Source organism: Pseudomonas sp. 31-12, from assembly GCF_003151075.1.
In the GTDB taxonomy this organism is placed as follows: Bacteria; Pseudomonadota; Gammaproteobacteria; order Pseudomonadales; family Pseudomonadaceae; genus Aquipseudomonas.
In genome coordinates, this window is record NZ_CP029482.1 from 1814235 (window position 1) to 1830793 (window position 16559).

Genomic DNA, 16559 nt, shown 5'->3' on the forward strand with positions numbered 1-16559 from the left:
ATTGCAATCCATGTCCGACGCTGGTTATAGTCGGCGCTCGCCTGCTCTCCCGAGCACGGCCCCAAAAAAAGATCAGCCCATGCCAGCTTCCCTCATCAACGCGGTAGTCGATTCAGCGGTCAACGCTGGCGTCGTGCCGTGCGGGATTCAGCAGCCTGCGCAGATCAGTCATTACCCCCCACCTGTCAGTAGCACGCCGGTGTGCGCAGTCGTATCACCGCCGGGCGTTGGCTTTTCGGGCTGATCAGCTTCTTTTTGCTGTTCCCATGCCCGTCTAAAAAGTTTTCGCCTGAAAAACTACTGAATTTCAGCTTCGGCTGACTTGGCTTTTTTTGCCTGACTACAGGTGGTATTCATGTTTGTCCTTTCGAAAAAAACCGCGCTCGCGGCGGCGTCCACGAGCCTGTTCGTTCTGCTGTGGAGCAGCGGGGCGATCTTCTCCAAATGGGGCCTGGCCCACGCATCACCCTTCGCCTTTCTGCTGATTCGCTTTGTCATCGCCTTGTGCGGATTGATGCTGTTGGTGCCTTTGCTCAAGCTGAAAATGCCCAAGGGCGGCAAGCCGATGGTGTATGCGATGGCCACGGGCGTGGTGTTGCTGGGGGCGTATCAGATTTTTTATCTGCTGGCCCTGGACCTGAAAGTCACCCCGGGCGTGATGGCGACAATCATGGGGGTGCAGCCGATTCTCACGGTGGTGATCATGGAACGGCAGCGCTCAGCCAGCCGAATGTTCGGTCTGGCGCTGGGTCTGGCCGGGTTGATCATGGTGGTTTACCAGGGCATCGGTCTGGCCGGCATGTCACTGGCCGGCATGCTGTTCGGTTTGCTGGCCCTGGCGAGCATGACGTTCGGCTCGATCATGCAGAAACGCATCACCGACAATCCGCTCGGCACGCTGCCGGTGCAGTACCTGGCGGGGCTGTTGCTCTGCGGGATCTTTGTGCCGTTCCAGCCGTTTCATTTCGAACACAGCAGCGGGTTTTTCGTGCCGGTGGTGTGGATGGGGTTGGTGGTGTCGGTGCTGGCAACCTTGTTGCTGTACCGCTTGATCGCTCGCGGCAATCTGGTGAATGTCACCAGTCTGTTTTACTTGGTGCCAGCGGTGACGGCAGTGATGGACTACCTGATTTTTGGTAATCGTTTGGCGGCATTGAGCATGCTCGGCATGCTGCTGATCATCATCGGTCTGGTCTTCGTGTTCCGTAAAACAGCGTAGGAACGGATCGGGGGCATATCCGTTTCTTTGGTTATGGCGGCTATTGGTTCCGCCCTTACGGCGGGTCACTTTGGAAAAGCCCCAAAGTAACCAAAGGGCTCTTGCCCCTGACGTTCGGTGCCGAGCCACAGCGAGGCACCGTACGTCAGGGGCGAAAGCGTTTGGTTACTTTGCGCTTTTCAAAGTCACCCGCCGTAAGGGCGGAACCAATAGCCGCCGTTACCCAAAAAACGGATATGTACCCCAACCAAAAAAACCTGTTACTTGCTCAGCGCATGCTCGGCCCGCACCGAATTCATGAACGCCTGCATCGCCGACGATTGAATCCGGTGACGCCGGGTGATCAGCCCATACGGCGGCAGTCGTGCCTCAAACTTGATCGGCAACACCGCCAGCAAATCACGCCCCGGATAATCCTCCACCACCGACACCGGCGTGACGCCGAGCATGTCGGTCTGCTGGATCAATGACAGCAAGGTCATGATCGAGGTGGTTTCGACGATGCTGCTCGGAATATCGACCCGCGCATTGTGAAACACCTGATTGATGATCGCGCGCATCGGGCTCGGTTGCTGTTGCAGCACCCAGGTCATGTTCTGCAACTCTGCCCAGCTCAGGTTTTTCTCCTTCGCCAACGGGTTCTGTGCGCCGGATATGACGCACAAGGCTTCTTCGCCGAGGCTGTCGAACAGCAACTCCTCGGCGCGCGCGCCCACCGGAATCCGGCCCAAAACGATGTCCAGTTGATCCTGCAACAGTGCTTGCACCAGCACGTCACTGGTGTCGACCTGAATGCTCATGGACAAGCGCGGATGGCTCTGTTTCAAGGTCGCGATGGTGCGGGTCAACAGCCCCGAGGCCAACGCCGGAATCGCACCGACCGCGACCCGGCCAAGGTTGCCGGATTCGAGCGCGACCAGTTCTTCACGCATGCCGCTGAGTTCAGCAAACACCATGCGCGCGTAGTAGATGACGGTTTCCCCGAACGGGGTGGAGCGCATGCCTCGAGGCAGGCGTTCGAAAAGCTCGACGCCGAGCAAATCCTCGGCTTCGTGCAGCATCTTGGTGGCTGCCGGCTGGGTCATGCCGATGTGGTCGGCGGCGCGGCGCAACGAGCCGAATTCCTGTAATGCCAGCATCAGCCGCAGTTGGCGCAGACGCAGTCGGCTGTGGATCACATTGGCAGCAGGAATTCGGGTCATGTGGCCGTGCTCGCAATAAGGACTGCGGCAAGCCTGACAACAAATGTCAGGCGTTGCCAGTATTGCCGTGTCACAGCACCGATTTAGGCTTGGCGACCTGAGGTTTGCGCAGGCCCGTCAGGGTTCCCAGCGCCTTGGAAATCAACGGCCAGAACAGCATCAGCAGCGCCGCCGTAGTCAGGCTGCCCACCAACGGATTGGACCAGAAGATCCCCAAGTGCCCATCGGAGAACAGCATCGACTGACGGAACGCATCTTCCGCCTTGTCGCCCAGTACCGCCGCCAACACCAGCGGCGCGATCGGGTAACCGAGTTTCTTGAACAGGTAACCCAGCGCGCCGAAGCCGAGCATCAACACCACGTCGACGAACGAGTTGTGCACCGAGTAGGCACCGATAGCGCAGACCATGATGATGATCGGCGCAATGATCGAGAACGGAATGCGCAGGATCGAAGCGAACAGCGGCACGGTGGCCAGCACTACGATCAGGCTCACTACGTTGCCGAGGTACATGCTGGCGATCAGGCCCCAGACGAAATCGTGCTGCTCGACGAACAACGTCGGGCCAGGATGCAGGCCCCAGATCATCAAGCCGCCGAGCATTACCGCTGCCGTCGCCGAACCCGGAATGCCGAGGGTCAGCATCGGCAACAAGGCACTGGTGCCAGCGGCGTGGTCGGCGGTTTCCGGGGCGATCACGCCTTCGAGTTCACCCTTGCCGAAGTTCTCGCGGTTCTTCGAGAAGCGCCGCGCCAGGCTGTAGCTCATGAACGAGGCAGCGGTGGGGCCGCCAGGCGTAATGCCCATCCAGCAACCGACCAGCGTGCTGCGCACAATCGTCCACCAGTAGCGTGGCAATTTGGCCCAGGTGCGCAGGATGATCATCGGCGTAATGCGCGCATGCTCGCCGCGAAACACCAGGCCTTCCTCGACGGTGCAGAGGATTTCACCGATGCCGAACAGACCGATCACCGCCACTTCAAAACTGATGCCTGTCATCAAGGCGGGTTGGTCGAAGGTCAGGCGCAAGTTGCCAGACACGGTGTCCATGCCCACGGCAGCCATGGCGAAGCCGATCATCATCGCAACCACGGTTTTCAGCGGCGGGTTCTTGCTCATGCCAATGAAGGTGCAGAACGCCAACAGGTACACCGCGAAGAACTCCGGTGAACTGAACGACATGGCAAACGCGGCGATCTTGGTCGACAGGAACGTCAGCAACAACACCCCGGCCAGGGCGCCGATCAGTGCCGAGCTGAACGCTGCGGTCAGGGCTTCGGCGGCGCGACCTTCGCGGGCCATCGGGTAGCCGTCGAACGTGGTCGCCACCGATGAGGGCTCACCGGGGATGTTGAACAGAATCGAGGTGATCGAGCCGCCGAACAGGGCGCCCCAATACATGCACGACAGCAAAATGATTGCCGACACCGGCGACATGGTGAAGGTCAGTGGCAGCAGCAACGCCACGCCATTGGGAGCGCCGAGGCCGGGCAATACGCCGACCAGAATGCCCAGCAGCACGCCGATCACCATCAGGCCGATGTGGCCCGGGGTCAGGATCAGATTCATGCCTTGCAGCAGGGAATCGAATTCGCTCATTTGAAACTTCTCCCGGCCAGGCTAATCCAGTCGCCCATCGGGCCGGCATCCAGCGGGACCTTGAACCACAGCGCGAAAATCAGGTAGCTGGCGAGCACTGCGCCGAGGGACACGGTGCCGATCATCAACTTGCCATAGGGTTTGACGCGCACCTTGTCACGCCACATGAACCAGGCGATGAAACAGGCCGAGGCCACGTAAATGCCGGTGAACGGCATGGCGCCGACGAACAGCGCAATCGGGATGAACACCGACAGCACTTGCTTGAATGCACTGCGGCTCACGAATGCAATGCTCAGGGCCTGCCAGCGCACCACGGTCAACACGCCGTTGCCCACGCTCGCGGCGCTCAAAAGCAAGCCGATGTAGAAGGGGAAGTAACCCGGCTCGGGGCCGGAATCGCCCCAGCCGATACCTTGTTCGAGACTGCCGTACATCACCACCGCGCCGATCAGCGTAGTGAAGAATGTCAGGCCGAGCTCGACCCAGCGGGTACCGACCAGCGCCGATGAATCCGAAGAATGGGACATGAAAGCACCTCCAGAGGTGACGGCCGTGCGCTTGCGGACGGCCGCGAACAACTCAATTTTTCAACCAGCCGGCTTCTTTGAACACCGGCGTGACGCGGGCGGTGTCTTTCTCAATGTAGGCGGTCAGCGGCTCGCCTTCGAGGAAGGTCGGCACCAGTGCATTCTGCTTGACGTACGCCTTGAACTCCGGGGTCTCGGTGACTTTGCGCATCAGCTCGACATAGAACGCGCGCTGTTCGGCGGTGACTTCGCCGGGCATGAACACGGTGCGCGGGAAGCGGTACTGATCGATGCCCAGGCCTTGTTCGTGGCAAGTCGGGACATCGGCCCAGGATTTATCGCCCGCGACCTTATCGGTGTAGCCCATGCGCTCTTTACTGAACACGCAGAGCGGCTCGACCTGGTCCCCGCGCCACTGGCTGATGCTTTCGCTGGGGTTGTTGACGTTGGCGGCGATGTGTTTGCCGGCCAGTTGGGTCGCGGCTTCGCTGCCGCTCTTGAACGGGATGTACACCAGTTTGCTGTTGTTGGTCTGGTTCAGCAGCAGCGTCAGGGTCTGGTCGACATCCTTGGACTGGCTGCCGCCCATGCGCAGTTTCGACGGATCAGCCTTGGCGGCTTCGTAGAAGCCTTTGGCGTCCTTCCAGGGCGCATCCTTGTAGCTCCAGAGAATGAAGTCGTCCTCGGCGACGGCGGCAACCGGGGTCAGTTCCTGCCATTGATAGCCGAGCTTGGAAACCAGCGGCAACAGGTAGATGTTGTTGGTGCCGATCACCAGTTTTTCCGGATCGCCCTTGTTCATCTTCAAGTCGAGAAAGGCTTCGGCGCCGTTGCCGCCGCCCTTGTTGAGGACGATGGTATTGACGTCGAGGAACTTGTGCGTGGTGATGATCGACTGGATCAGCCGACCGAGTTGGTCAGTGCCGCCACCGGGGCCGCCGGCGACGACGATTTCGACGTTCTTGTCCGGCTGCCAGGCAGCGTTGGCAAGCGCGGGGAGGGCGCCGGCGGTGATCAGCGTGCAGCCAAGAATCAGACGGGATGTGCGACGGACGAATGCATTTCGCATGGAAGGCCTCGTTTTTTGTAATTGTTATGAATGACTTGTCGGTGCTCAAAAGCTGCAAGCCTGGGCTGAGTGTGGGAAGGGTCCGCCCCGGCGTCTAGTCAAAACAAAACATACACCGATAGCCTGCGGTTATAGGTCGAGACGGACAAATCAGTGATTGTCGCTGAAGGCTTTGCGCCAGAGCCTTTTGAGAGGAAAGTCGGTACAGGCGGCCTACCGTGAAAGCCCCCTGAAAACAGGGTATGCCATAACCCGAGGCTATCGCCGTATCTCAATCATTGATTAGACGGTTATCACTGAGCCTTCGATAGTGCTCATCAGCGCGGCAAACAGGCAGCGCACGGCATTCACAAAAATAATAAATCGAGGTACGCACCATGGCTCGTTCCAGTGCTTCCCTGCATCTACCCGGCGCGAGTGTCCAGCCAGCGTCCACACCGTTGACCAGCGCCACCAAAGCCAGCGGCGTGCGCTGGCGAATCTTTGCCATCGTTTTCGCGCTGACCATGGTCAACCTGATCGACCGGGTGTCACTGTCGATCGCGATGCCGACCATCGCCCACGAGTTTTCCCTGTCGCCAAGCATGCAAGGGCTGATCCTCAGCAGTTTTTTCTGGGCCTATGCGTTGTTGCAGATTCCCGGCGGCTGGCTGATCGATCGCTTCGGCCCGCATCGGGTCATCAGTTGGTCCACCGGGTTGTGGGGCACCTTTCAGGTACTGGCGGCGTTTGCGACGGGCGGCTTGTCATTGCTGTTCGCCCGGGTTGCACTCGGTGCTGCCGAGGCGCCGTTGTTCCCCTCTGGCGGCAAGCTGATTTCCCTGTGGCTGGCGCCGAGCGAGCGCAGTCGCGGCGCGGTGCTGATGGACAGTGGCAGCCCGTTGGGCGTGGCGCTGGGCGGGTTGATCATTGCCTACCTGATTGCTTCCCTGGATTCGTGGCGCCTGGCGTTCGTGATTGCCGGTATCGCGACCCTGGTGCTGGCCTGGCTGGCGCGGCGTTATCTGCGCGATGACCCGGCCACTCACCCGCAAGTGAATGCCGAAGAATTGGAGAAGATCAACGCCGGGCGCGCGACACCGGCTGCCGAAGCTGCGCGGGTGCCGGTCAAAGGCCTGGGCATCGCGGCCCGCTCGCTGAGCGGTTTGCTGATCGGTCGCGCCAGTTGGGCGATGGTGTATTTCGGTTTGCTGACCTGGGGCCCGAGTTATCTGGCGCAGGCTCGCGGCTTTGATATCAAGGGCATCGGCGCGGCGACTTTCGTGATCTTCGTGTGCGGCGCGTTGGGTTCGCTGACCGGTGGTTTCCTCTGCGATGGGTTGATCCGCAAGGGCGTGAGCCGTGGTGTGGCAGTCAAGAGCCTGCTGGCGTTTTCCGGTCTGGTCGCCCTCGGCGCCTTCCTGTTGTTGCCGACCCTGAGCAATCCTTTTGCGGCCGTGGCGTTGTTGGCCATGACCGCGTTTTTCCTGATGTGGGGCAGCCTCTACTGGAGCTTCCCGGCGTTGCTGGCGGCACCGGCGCGGGTCGGGTTGATCGGCGGCGTGATGAACATGGCCGGCAGCACTGGCGGTATCGCGGTGCCGATCCTGGTGGGGATCATTCTGCAGATGACCGGTGGTTTTGCGCCGGTGCTGGGGTTCTTTGCGGTGTGCTCGGCAGTCTTTGTGCTGGCGACGTTGTTCATCAGTCTCGACGAGGTGCGTAATGGGTGAACACCTATCTAACCGAGCGTGGAACGGACCAATCATCGACGCCCATCATCACTTCTGGGACCCGACGATCAATGACCATCCGTGGCTGGCGCCCGAGGCCAACATTGCGTTTCGCTACGGTGATTACAGCGCGATCAAGCGGCGCTATTTCCCCGAGGATTATTTCGCAGACGCCGGCCCGCATCGCGTGGTGCAAACGGTTTACGTCGAGACCGAATGGGACCCGCAAGACCCGATTGGCGAAACCGTGTTCATCGAAAGTCTGACGGCCCGTTACGGCGTCCCCAACGCAATCGTGGCGCAGGCCTGGCTCGATCACCCGGACGCCATCGCGGTACTGAGTGAACAAGCGAGCTTCAAGTGCGTGCGCAGCGTTCGCCACAAGCCGGGCGGACCGACTTCCCCCGCGCAGGTTGGCCATGTGCGCAGCCTCATGAGCGACGAGCATTGGCGGCGCAGTTTTGCCGCACTGGAAGGCCTGGGTTTGCATTTCGACTTGCAGACGCCCTGGTGGAATCTGCACGAGGCGGAACGGCTGGCCCGGGACTTTCCCGGCACCACGCTGATTCTCAACCACGCCGGGTTGCCCAATGACCGCAGCGCCGAAGGCCTGGCCGGTTGGCGTCTGGCGATGGCGCGGCTGGCCCAATGGCCGAACGTGCAGGTGAAGATTTCCGGCCTTGGCCAGAAGGGCCAGGCATGGCGCGCCAAGGACAACGCCTGGATCGTGCGTGAAGTGATCGCCATGTTCGGCACAGACCGGGCGATGTTCGCCAGCAACTTTCCGGTGGACAGCCTATGCGGCTCGTTCGACGACATCTACAGCGGTTTCAAATCCATCGTTGCTGATCTGCCAAGCGCCGATCAGGAGCGACTGTTCTACAGCAACGCGCAGCGGGTCTATCGCTGCGAGCCTTGCGCCATTGACCGCCAATGGCCTGAATTCTTGAGGAGTGAAGCATGAACAAGACAACCATCGCGATGGTGCTGGGTGACCCGGCGGGCATCGGCCCGGAACTGATCGCACGCCTGTTGGCGGAGCCTCAAGTGCGCAGCCAGGCCAATGTGATTTTGATCGCCGACGAGGCGGAAATGCGCCGTGGCATGCGCATCGCCGGGACGGAGTTTCCTTACCGTCGCGTCGAGTCGCTGGATCAGCTGTCGTTTGTCGACGACACGCCGCTGTTCTACGACTTTCGCGGCGACACCGTCGGTGAATTTCCACGCAGTGAAGCCAGCGTCATCGGCGGTCGCTACAGCCTCGACACCCTGGAACAAGCCCTGCGCCTGACCGAGGCCGGGACCACCGACGCGGTGCTGTTCGGGCCGTTGAACAAGACCTCGTTGCACATGGCCGGCATGGCCCACAGCGATGAACTGCACTGGTTCGCCGAGCTGCTGGATTTCCACGGGCCGTTCTGCGAATTCAACGTGCTTGATAACCTCTGGACCTCCCGCGTGACGTCCCACGTGGCACTGGCCGAAGTGCCGGGCATGCTGACCCAGACGCGGGTGGTGGAAGCCATCCAGCTGATCGACACCGCGCTCAAGCGCAACGGACTGGAAAAACCGCGCATCGGTGTGTGCGGCTTGAACCCGCACAACGGCGACAACGGCTCGTTCGGGCGCGAAGAACTGGACATCATCGGCCCGGCCGTGCGCTCGGCCCAGGCGTTGGGGATTGCGGCCGAAGGACCGTATCCGGCCGACACGATTTTCCTCAAGGTTCAGGGCGATGCCAGTGCCTTTGACGCGGTGGTGACGATGTATCACGACCAAGGGCAGATCGCGATCAAGTTGATGGGCTTCTCCCGTGGCGTCACCGTACAGGGCGGCTTGCCGATCCCCATCACCACACCGGCCCACGGCACCGCCTTCGATATCGCAGGGCAGGGCAAGGCCAATGTCGGTGCGATCCGCCAAGCCTTCGAAATCGCCTGCCGAATGGGCGTCAACAGCTACTGATCCAATTCCTAAAACTGCATAAATCCCCTGTGGGAGCGAGCCTGCTCGCGATAGCGGTCTGACAGTCACTGTAGAAGTGCCTGGCCTGACGCCATCGCGAGCAGGCTCGCTCCCACATTTGTTTTGTGTGTGGCTGATAACCCTATCCACTCACTATTGCGTTTTTCCTATCACCCCAGGTTATCGCCGGATACGCATAAGTGATTATCCGCACCCCCCGGGCGCTGGCTAAAGTCGCTCCATCGAATGCCGGAACCCGCCACCCCGAGCGGCTCTGCGCAGCGACTCAACAACTACAAAAAGCCGGCAGCGCAAGGAATCCGTATCCATGAAAATCAAAGCCATCCGTACCCGCGTTTTCGAGTGGAAAGGCAAAGTCGTTCCCCCTCAAGCGCACTTCTGCACCAACGCCAGCGACATCCTGTTCGAGCGCGGCGACGCCATGGGTTCGTTCCGTTTCCACGGCTGGCTGGTGGTGGAAGTCGAGACCGACACCGGTCTCGTCGGCATCGGTAACTGCGCCCTGGCGCCACGTGTGGCCAAGGAAATCATCGACACCTACCTGGCGCCGATTGCGATTGGCGAAGACCCGTTCGACAACGAATACATCTGGCAGAAAATGTACCGCCAGAGCCACGCCTGGGGCCGTAAAGGCATCGGCATGGCGGCGATCTCGGCGATCGACATCGCCATCTGGGACATCATGGGCAAAGCCGTGAACAAGCCGGTGTTCAAACTGCTTGGCGGGCGCACCAAAGAGAAGATCTGGACCTACGCCTCCAAGCTCTACGCCAATGACAACCTCGACCTGTTCCTCGAAGAAGCCCAGGGCTATCTGAACCAGGGTTTCACCGCGCTGAAAATGCGCTTCGGCTATGGCCCGAAAGAGGGCCCTGCCGGCATGCGCAAGAACATCGAGCAAGTGCGCGCCCTGCGTGAGCTGGCCGGCCCCGACATCGACATCATGCTCGAATGCTACATGGGCTGGACCCTGGAGTATGCCCGCCGCATGCTGCCCAAACTCGCCGAGTTCGAACCGCGCTGGCTCGAAGAGCCGGTGATTGCCGATGACATCGAGGGCTACATCGAGCTGAAGAAAATGGGGATCATGCCGATCTCCGGCGGCGAGCATGAGTTCACCTCCTATGGCTTCAAAGACCTGCTGGAACGCCGCGCCATCGACGTGATCCAGTACGACACCAACCGCGTCGGCGGCATCACCGCTGCACGCAAGATCAACGCGATGGCCGAAGCCTGGTCGGTGCCGGTGATCCCGCACGCCGGGCAGATGCACAACTACCACCTGACCATGTCCACCACCGCCTCGCCGATGGCCGAGTTCTTCCCGGTGTTCGACGTCGAGGTCGGCAATGAACTCTTCTACTACGTGTTCAAGGGCGAGCCGCAACCGGTCAACGGTTACATCCAGCTCGATGACGACAAGCCGGGCCTGGGCCTGGAAATCTCCGATGAGTACTTGAGCGACTTCAACATCATCGAGTGACCCAAATCCCCGACTTTCTGGAGGCTGTCATGCGCCTGATTCAATTTGAAAACACTGCCGGTGAACGCCAGGTGGGCCTGGTCGAAGGCTCGCAGGTCCAGGTGCTCAAAGGCACCCGCAGCACCCGTGAACTGGCCCTCGCGGCGATCCGCGCCCAACGCAGCCTGCAAGAAGAAGTCGCTTTGCGCGGCACCGAGCCGGGACCGGATTACGCGCAACTGTTGCAGCAGGGCCATGTACTGCCGCCACTGGACCACGAAGACCCGGCTCACTGCCTGATCAGCGGCACCGGCCTGACCCATTTGGGCAGCGCCTCGGCGCGGGACAAAATGCACCAGCAGGAAGGCGCGGTGGAAGCCGGCATGACCGACACCATGCGCATTTTCAAATGGGGCCTGGAGGGCGGCAAACCGGCGGCCGGGCAGGTCGGCGCGCAACCGGAATGGTTCTACAAAGGTGACGGCAGCATCGTCGTGCGCCCCGGTGCAGACTTCCCGGTGCCGCCGTTTGCCGAAGACGCTGGCGAAGAGCCGGAGCTGACTGGCCTCTACGTCATCGGCGACGACGGCCAGCCGTACCGCGTCGGTTACGCCTTGGGCAACGAGTTCTCCGACCATGTGATGGAGCGGCGCAACTACCTTTATCTCGCCCATTCGAAATTGCGTTTCTGCGCTTACGGTCCGGAACTGCGCGTTGGCGAATTGCCCAGGCACCTGGCCGGCACCAGCCGCATCACGCGCAATGGCGAAACACTCTGGGAAAAAGAGTTTCTCAGCGGCGAAGACAACATGTGCCACAGCCTCGCCAACCTCGAATTCCACCACTTCAAATACGCACAGTTTCTGCGTCCGGGCGATGTCCACGTGCATTACTTCGGCACCGCCACGCTGTCGTTTGCCGACGGGGTAAAAACCCAGCCGGGCGATCGCTTCCAGATCAGCCTCGATGAGTTCGGCGCGCCACTGGAAAACGGCATCGGCGAAAGCGCGCAGCCTTTGGCCATCGGCCAGGTACGTGCGCTTTAAGTCTTCAATCACCGGCGTTGTCGGCCGGTCAAGGAATCACCCATGACCACGCTACTCGGACACAACTACATCGGCGGTCGCCGCAGTGCCAACGGTACGCAGCAGCTGCAAAGCCTCGATGCCACGACAGGCGAAGCGCTGCCGGGAAGTTTTTTCCAGGCCACTGAAGCGGAAGTGGACGCGGCAGCCAACGCGGCGGCCGCTGCCTACCCGGTCTACCGCAACCTCAGCGCGGAGAAACGCGCGCAGTTCCTCGACGCCATTGCTGATGAAATCGACGCCCTGGGCGATGACTTCGTCGCCACCGTGTGCCGCGAAACCGCACTACCGGCCGGGCGTATCCAGGGTGAGCGCGCACGCACCAGCGGCCAGATGCGCTTGTTCGCCAAGGTCCTGCGGCGCGGCGATTTCTACGGTGCGCGGATTGATCGGGCATTGCCGGATCGTCAGCCGTTACCGCGTCCGGATCTGCGCCAGTACCGCATCGCCATCGGCCCGGTTGCGGTATTCGGCGCCAGTAACTTCCCGCTCGCCTTTTCCACGGCCGGTGGCGACACCGCTTCGGCGCTGGCTGCCGGTTGCCCGGTGGTGTTCAAGGCGCACAGCGGGCACATGGCGACGGCCGAGTGGGTCGCCGACGCGATCATTCGCGCCGCCGAGCGCACCGAAATGCCGCCCGGCGTGTTCAACATGATTTATGGCGGGGGTGTCGGCGAATGGCTGGTCAAGCACCCGGCGATTCAGGCCGTGGGCTTCACCGGTTCGCTCAAGGGCGGCAATGCCCTGAGCCACATGGCCGCGACCCGGCCGCAACCGATCCCGGTGTTTGCCGAGATGTCGAGCATCAACCCGGTGTTCCTGCTGCCCGAAGCGCTCGCGGTGCGCGGCGAGCAAATTGCTGCGCAGCTGGCCGGGTCGGTCACGTTGGGTTGCGGGCAGTTCTGCACCAATCCGGGCCTTGTCATCGGTTTGCGCTCGCCGCAGTTCAGCCAGTTTCTGGAAACGTTCTGCGCGAGCATGAACCAGCAACCGGCGCAGACGATGCTCAATGCCGGCGCGCTGGTCAGTTACAACCTGGGCCTTGGGGCGTTGCACGAGCATCCGGGGCTGACGCACCTGGCGGGCAAGCCGCAACAAGGCAATCAGGCGCAACCGCAAGTGTTCAAGGCGCACGTCAGCCTGTTGCTCAAGGGCGATGAACTGCTTCAGGAAGAAGTGTTCGGTCCGACCACCATCGTCATCGAGGTTGAAGACCGGGTGCAGCTGGCTGCGGTGCTGCACGGCCTGCGCGGGCAATTGACCGCGACGCTGATTGGCGAGGCGGACGAACTGCTCGAATACCGTTGGCTGGCGGAGTTGCTGCAGGAAAAGGTCGGGCGGATTCTGTTGAACGGCTATCCGACCGGAGTCGAGGTGTGTGAGGCGATGGTGCATGGAGGGCCGTATCCGGCGACGTCGGATTCGCGCGGGACGTCGGTGGGCACCTTGGCGATTGACCGATTCCTGCGGCCGGTGTGCTTCCAGAATTATCCGGATGCGTTGCTGCCCGAGGCGCTGCAGAACGCCAATCCGCTGGGGATTCGGCGGTTGGTGGATGGCGAGGTGAGTCAGTCAGCTTTGTAGTGTTTGGGCTGCCGCCATCGCGGGCAAGCCCGCTCCCACAGTGATTGGTGTCGTATACAGATTCTGTGATCAATACCAAACCCTGTGGGAGCGGGCTTGCCCGCGATGACGGCATCAGCCACACCCAATTACTTGGCAGCCACCGCCGCAGCCTTCACCACCGAAGGCTTCAACACCAGCCACAACGCCGCCGCAATCAACACCCCGCCATAAATGTGCGCCATCGACAACGGCTCATCCAGCAACAGCGCCCCCCACAACACCCCGAACGGCGGGATCAGGAAGGTCGTGGTCATCGACCTCACCGGCCCGATCGAGCTGAGCAGGCGGAAGTAGATAATGTACGCCAGCGCGGTACACACCAGCCCCAACCCGAGCAGTGACAACCAGACATTCCAGCCGCCCCAGCTCGCCGGTGGCTGGCTGATCACGCTGTAGCCGAACAACGGCAACAGGAACAGCGTCGCCCCGAGCATGCTGCCCAGCGCCGAAAGACGACTGTCGAGACCGCCCGCGTGATCGAGCCAGCGGCGGGCCAGGAACCCGGCAAAGCCATAACAGGTGGTGGCGAGCAGGCAGGCGACGGCGCCCATCAGCAATTCCATGTCGAACGCTACCGGACCGGCGCGGGTCAGGACGCCCACGCCAAGCAGCCCGAGGAATACTCCGCCAAGCTTGGCGGCGGTGAGTTTTTCATGGAAGAACAGGCCGCCGATCAACACGCCCATCAGCGGCGTGGTGGCATTGAAAATTGCCGAGTAACCGGCCGGCAGCACTTGGGCGGCCACCGAATAGAGGGTCGCCGGAATCCCGGAGTTGATTACCCCGAGCAGCATCACCGTCTTGAGTTTGCCTTTGAAGTCCCAGCTGATGCGCATCAGCCCGAGGATCACCAGCAAGCCGGTGGCGGCAATCGACACGCGGAAAAAGGCAGTGGGGATTGTGCCAATCACTGGGGCGATGATGCGCATGAACAGAAAGCTCGCGCCCCAGATCGCTGCCAGCGACAGCAAACGGAAAATATCGACAGGGCTCACGGTGCACTCCTTCCTTGATGGGGACGAGAGTGTTGCCGAGCGCCTGATCCATGGCAACCGAAAAACGAGCATTTAACCCGAGCCGAAAATTACGCTTCTCTGCATCCGGTTCACTGGCTAAGCTCAGGGCTCACGAATTCCCGCAGAGGTCTCACCATGCCGCAGCAATGGCCAGCCGCCGACATCGCCCGAATGATCCTCGATGGCTTTGACGATTACCGCGAGCATTTCCGCCAGATCACTGACGGCGCCCGGGCCCGCTTCGAACAGGCCAAGTGGCAGGAGGCGCAGGTAGCCTCGGCCGCGCGGATCAATCTGTACGAAGAGAAAGTCAGCGAAACGGTGGAACGGCTGCGCATCGCGTTCGACGCCGACACGCTGGACGTCAGTTGCTGGCCGCTGGTCAAAAGCGCTTACATCACCCTGATCGACCTGCGTTTCGACGATGAACTGTCCGAAACCTGGTACAACTCGATTTTCTGCGGGCTGTTCAGCCATGACCTGATCAGCGACGGCTGCATGTTCATCCACACCACCCGGCCCAGCCTGCGCCGGGCCCGCGCCGCGCAAACCCGGACCTACAAGCCTCAGGGCCAGTTGTCCGGCATGCTCGCGAGTATTTTTGCCGATTACAGCTTCAGCGAGGATTACGCCGACCTGGCTGGCGACCTGCACCGCCTCGAAGCGCAACTGCGCGAGAACCTGCCGGACTGGGTGTGCAAGGACCCGGAATTGAGCGTCGAGCTGTTTTCCTCTGTGCTCTACCGCAATAAGGGCGCGTACCTGGTGGGGCGCATCTACACCCGGGACGAACAATGGCCGCTGGTGATTCCGCTGTTGCACCGCGAAGGCCGCGGGATTCAGATCGATGCGCTGATCACCGATGAAGCCGATGTCTCGATCATCTTCTCGTTCACCCGCTCGTATTTCATGGTGGATGTGCCGGTGCCGGCCGAGTTCATTGGCTTCCTCAAGCGCATCCTGCCGGGCAAGCACATCGCCGAGCTGTACACCTCGATCGGTTTCTACAAGCACGGCAAGTCCGAGTTCTACCGGGCGCTGATCAATCACCTGGCCAACACCGACGACCAATTCATCATGGCCCCCGGTGTGCGCGGCATGGTGATGAGCGTGTTCACGCTGCCGGGTTTCAATACCGTGTTCAAAATCATCAAGGACCGTTTCTCGCCGTCGAAAAACGTCGACCGCGCCACGGTGATCGAAAAATACCGTTTGGTAAAAAGCGTCGACCGGGTCGGGCGCATGGCCGATACCCAGGAATTCGCCGACTTTCGCTTCCCGTTGAGCAAGTTCGAGCCGGCGTGTCTGGAGGAACTGCTTGAGGTCGCCGCGTCCACGGTGTCGGTGGAAGGTGACACCGTGCTGATCCGCCACTGCTGGACCGAGCGGCGGATGACGCCGCTCAACCTGTACCTGGAAAACGCCAACGACGCGCAAGTCCGCGAGGCGCTGGAGGATTATGGGCTGGCGATCAAGCAACTGGCGGCGGCGAACATCTTTCCCGGCGACATGCTGTTGAAGAACTTCGGCGTCACTCGGCACGGTCGCGTGGTGTTTTATGACTATGACGAGATCTGCTTCCTGACCGAAGCCAACTTCCGCCACATCCCGCAACCGCGTACGCCCGAAGATGAAATGGCGTCCGAGCCGTGGTATTCGATCGGGCCGCTGGATGTGTTTCCCGAGGAGTTTCCGCCGTTTCTGTTTGCCGATTCCGGGCAGCGCAAGTTATTCGACCAATTGCATGGCGAGTTGTACAACGCCGATTACTGGAAAAGCCTTCAGGAAGCCATCCGCGCCGGCAAGGTCATCGACGTGTTCCCGTATCGGCGCAAAGGCCTCGACAACGAATAGCCCGCTCTGAGATGACACCCTGTGGTGATGGGGCTTTTGTGGCGAGGGGATTTATCCCCGTTGGGTTGCGAAGCGGCCCTAAAACCATCCACCGCGGTATTGCAGATAAACCGCGCGGACCGGTTTACGATAGCTTCGCAACCGAACGGGGATAAATCCCCTCACCACAAAAGCGGTTGCATTCGTCGCCGTGGGCGC

At 61.1% G+C, this 16559-nt stretch carries 14 protein-coding genes; 9 read left to right on the top strand and 5 right to left on the bottom strand.

What is annotated here, in order from left to right; translation table 11 throughout:
- Positions 1-79: 79 nt before the first annotated feature.
- Positions 80-244 carry a hypothetical protein gene (locus tag DJ564_RS32145; protein ID WP_178082288.1) on the top strand — a complete coding sequence of 55 codons (165 nt, stop codon included), beginning with the start codon at positions 80-82 and terminating at the stop codon, positions 242-244.
- 111 nt (positions 245-355) lie between these two features.
- Positions 356-1219 (top strand): DMT family transporter, encoded by an 864-nt coding sequence (locus DJ564_RS08450; RefSeq protein WP_109628466.1) that lies wholly within the window; start codon positions 356-358, stop codon positions 1217-1219.
- A 260-nt stretch (positions 1220-1479) separates the two neighbouring features.
- Here the strand turns inward: DJ564_RS08450 and DJ564_RS08455 are convergent, their stop codons facing one another.
- The 4 genes from DJ564_RS08455 to DJ564_RS08470 all read right to left on the bottom strand — a co-directional run bounded on the left by DJ564_RS08455 (position 1480) and on the right by DJ564_RS08470 (position 5620).
- A complete protein-coding gene (locus tag DJ564_RS08455; RefSeq protein WP_109628467.1) occupies positions 1480-2421 on the bottom strand; it encodes a LysR family transcriptional regulator in 942 nt (313 codons plus the stop codon).
- A 70-nt stretch (positions 2422-2491) separates the two neighbouring features.
- Positions 2492-4021 (bottom strand): tripartite tricarboxylate transporter permease, encoded by a 1530-nt coding sequence (locus DJ564_RS08460; protein WP_109628468.1) that lies wholly within the window; start codon positions 4019-4021, stop codon positions 2492-2494.
- The gene (locus tag DJ564_RS08465; protein WP_109628469.1) at positions 4018-4551 is read right to left on the bottom strand and encodes a tripartite tricarboxylate transporter TctB family protein; all 534 of its coding nucleotides are present in this window, start codon (positions 4549-4551) and stop codon (positions 4018-4020) included. Before DJ564_RS08465 ends, DJ564_RS08460 begins: the two co-directional genes overlap by 4 nt.
- 52 nt (positions 4552-4603) lie before the next feature.
- On the bottom strand, positions 4604-5620 hold the full coding sequence (locus DJ564_RS08470) for a tripartite tricarboxylate transporter substrate binding protein (protein ID WP_109628470.1): 1017 nt from the start codon (positions 5618-5620) through the stop codon (positions 4604-4606).
- Positions 5621-5997: 377 nt separating this feature from the next.
- On the opposite strand from DJ564_RS08470, the gene DJ564_RS08475 reads away from it, so the two are divergent.
- From DJ564_RS08475 to DJ564_RS08500, 6 genes are all read left to right on the top strand, one after another.
- Entirely contained in the window at positions 5998-7332 is a 1335-nt protein-coding gene (locus DJ564_RS08475; protein ID WP_109628471.1) for an MFS transporter, read from the top strand.
- The gene (locus DJ564_RS08480) at positions 7325-8296 is read left to right on the top strand and encodes an amidohydrolase (protein ID WP_109628472.1); all 972 of its coding nucleotides are present in this window, start codon (positions 7325-7327) and stop codon (positions 8294-8296) included. The genes DJ564_RS08475 and DJ564_RS08480 overlap by 8 nt, the downstream gene beginning before the upstream one ends.
- On the top strand, positions 8293-9297 hold the full coding sequence (locus DJ564_RS08485) for a 4-hydroxythreonine-4-phosphate dehydrogenase PdxA (protein WP_109628473.1): 1005 nt from the start codon (positions 8293-8295) through the stop codon (positions 9295-9297). Before DJ564_RS08480 ends, DJ564_RS08485 begins: the two co-directional genes overlap by 4 nt.
- Positions 9298-9625: 328 nt before the next feature.
- The gene (locus tag DJ564_RS08490; protein ID WP_109628474.1) at positions 9626-10801 is read left to right on the top strand and encodes an L-rhamnonate dehydratase; all 1176 of its coding nucleotides are present in this window, start codon (positions 9626-9628) and stop codon (positions 10799-10801) included.
- Between the two features lie 29 nt (positions 10802-10830).
- Complete coding sequence (gene araD1, locus DJ564_RS08495) at positions 10831-11826, top strand: AraD1 family protein (RefSeq protein ID WP_109628475.1); 996 nt, start codon at positions 10831-10833, stop codon at positions 11824-11826.
- Positions 11827-11868: 42 nt separating this feature from the next.
- On the top strand, positions 11869-13449 hold the full coding sequence (locus tag DJ564_RS08500; RefSeq protein WP_109628476.1) for an aldehyde dehydrogenase (NADP(+)): 1581 nt from the start codon (positions 11869-11871) through the stop codon (positions 13447-13449).
- Between the two features lie 128 nt (positions 13450-13577).
- On the opposite strand, the gene DJ564_RS08505 is transcribed toward DJ564_RS08500, so the two are convergent.
- On the bottom strand, positions 13578-14486 hold the full coding sequence (locus DJ564_RS08505; RefSeq protein ID WP_109628477.1) for a DMT family transporter: 909 nt from the start codon (positions 14484-14486) through the stop codon (positions 13578-13580).
- Between the two features lie 156 nt (positions 14487-14642).
- Here DJ564_RS08505 and aceK point away from each other — a divergent pair, with 156 nt between their 5' ends.
- On the top strand, positions 14643-16361 hold the full coding sequence (gene aceK / locus DJ564_RS08510; RefSeq protein ID WP_109628478.1) for a bifunctional isocitrate dehydrogenase kinase/phosphatase: 1719 nt from the start codon (positions 14643-14645) through the stop codon (positions 16359-16361).
- The last annotated feature ends 198 nt before the right edge of the window (positions 16362-16559 follow it).

Coding starts and splice junctions, on each gene's coding strand:
- DJ564_RS32145 (WP_178082288.1), top strand. CDS start 80: ATGCCAGCTTCCCTCATCAACGCGGTAGTCGATTCAGCGGTCAACGCT.
- DJ564_RS08450 (WP_109628466.1), top strand. CDS start 356: ATGTTTGTCCTTTCGAAAAAAACCGCGCTCGCGGCGGCGTCCACGAGC.
- DJ564_RS08455 (WP_109628467.1), bottom strand. CDS start 2,421: ATGACCCGAATTCCTGCTGCCAATGTGATCCACAGCCGACTGCGTCTG.
- DJ564_RS08460 (WP_109628468.1), bottom strand. CDS start 4,021: ATGAGCGAATTCGATTCCCTGCTGCAAGGCATGAATCTGATCCTGACC.
- DJ564_RS08465 (WP_109628469.1), bottom strand. CDS start 4,551: ATGTCCCATTCTTCGGATTCATCGGCGCTGGTCGGTACCCGCTGGGTC.
- DJ564_RS08470 (WP_109628470.1), bottom strand. CDS start 5,620: ATGCGAAATGCATTCGTCCGTCGCACATCCCGTCTGATTCTTGGCTGC.
- DJ564_RS08475 (WP_109628471.1), top strand. CDS start 5,998: ATGGCTCGTTCCAGTGCTTCCCTGCATCTACCCGGCGCGAGTGTCCAG.
- DJ564_RS08480 (WP_109628472.1), top strand. CDS start 7,325: ATGGGTGAACACCTATCTAACCGAGCGTGGAACGGACCAATCATCGAC.
- DJ564_RS08485 (WP_109628473.1), top strand. CDS start 8,293: ATGAACAAGACAACCATCGCGATGGTGCTGGGTGACCCGGCGGGCATC.
- DJ564_RS08490 (WP_109628474.1), top strand. CDS start 9,626: ATGAAAATCAAAGCCATCCGTACCCGCGTTTTCGAGTGGAAAGGCAAA.
- araD1 (WP_109628475.1), top strand. CDS start 10,831: ATGCGCCTGATTCAATTTGAAAACACTGCCGGTGAACGCCAGGTGGGC.
- DJ564_RS08500 (WP_109628476.1), top strand. CDS start 11,869: ATGACCACGCTACTCGGACACAACTACATCGGCGGTCGCCGCAGTGCC.
- aceK (WP_109628478.1), top strand. CDS start 14,643: ATGCCGCAGCAATGGCCAGCCGCCGACATCGCCCGAATGATCCTCGAT.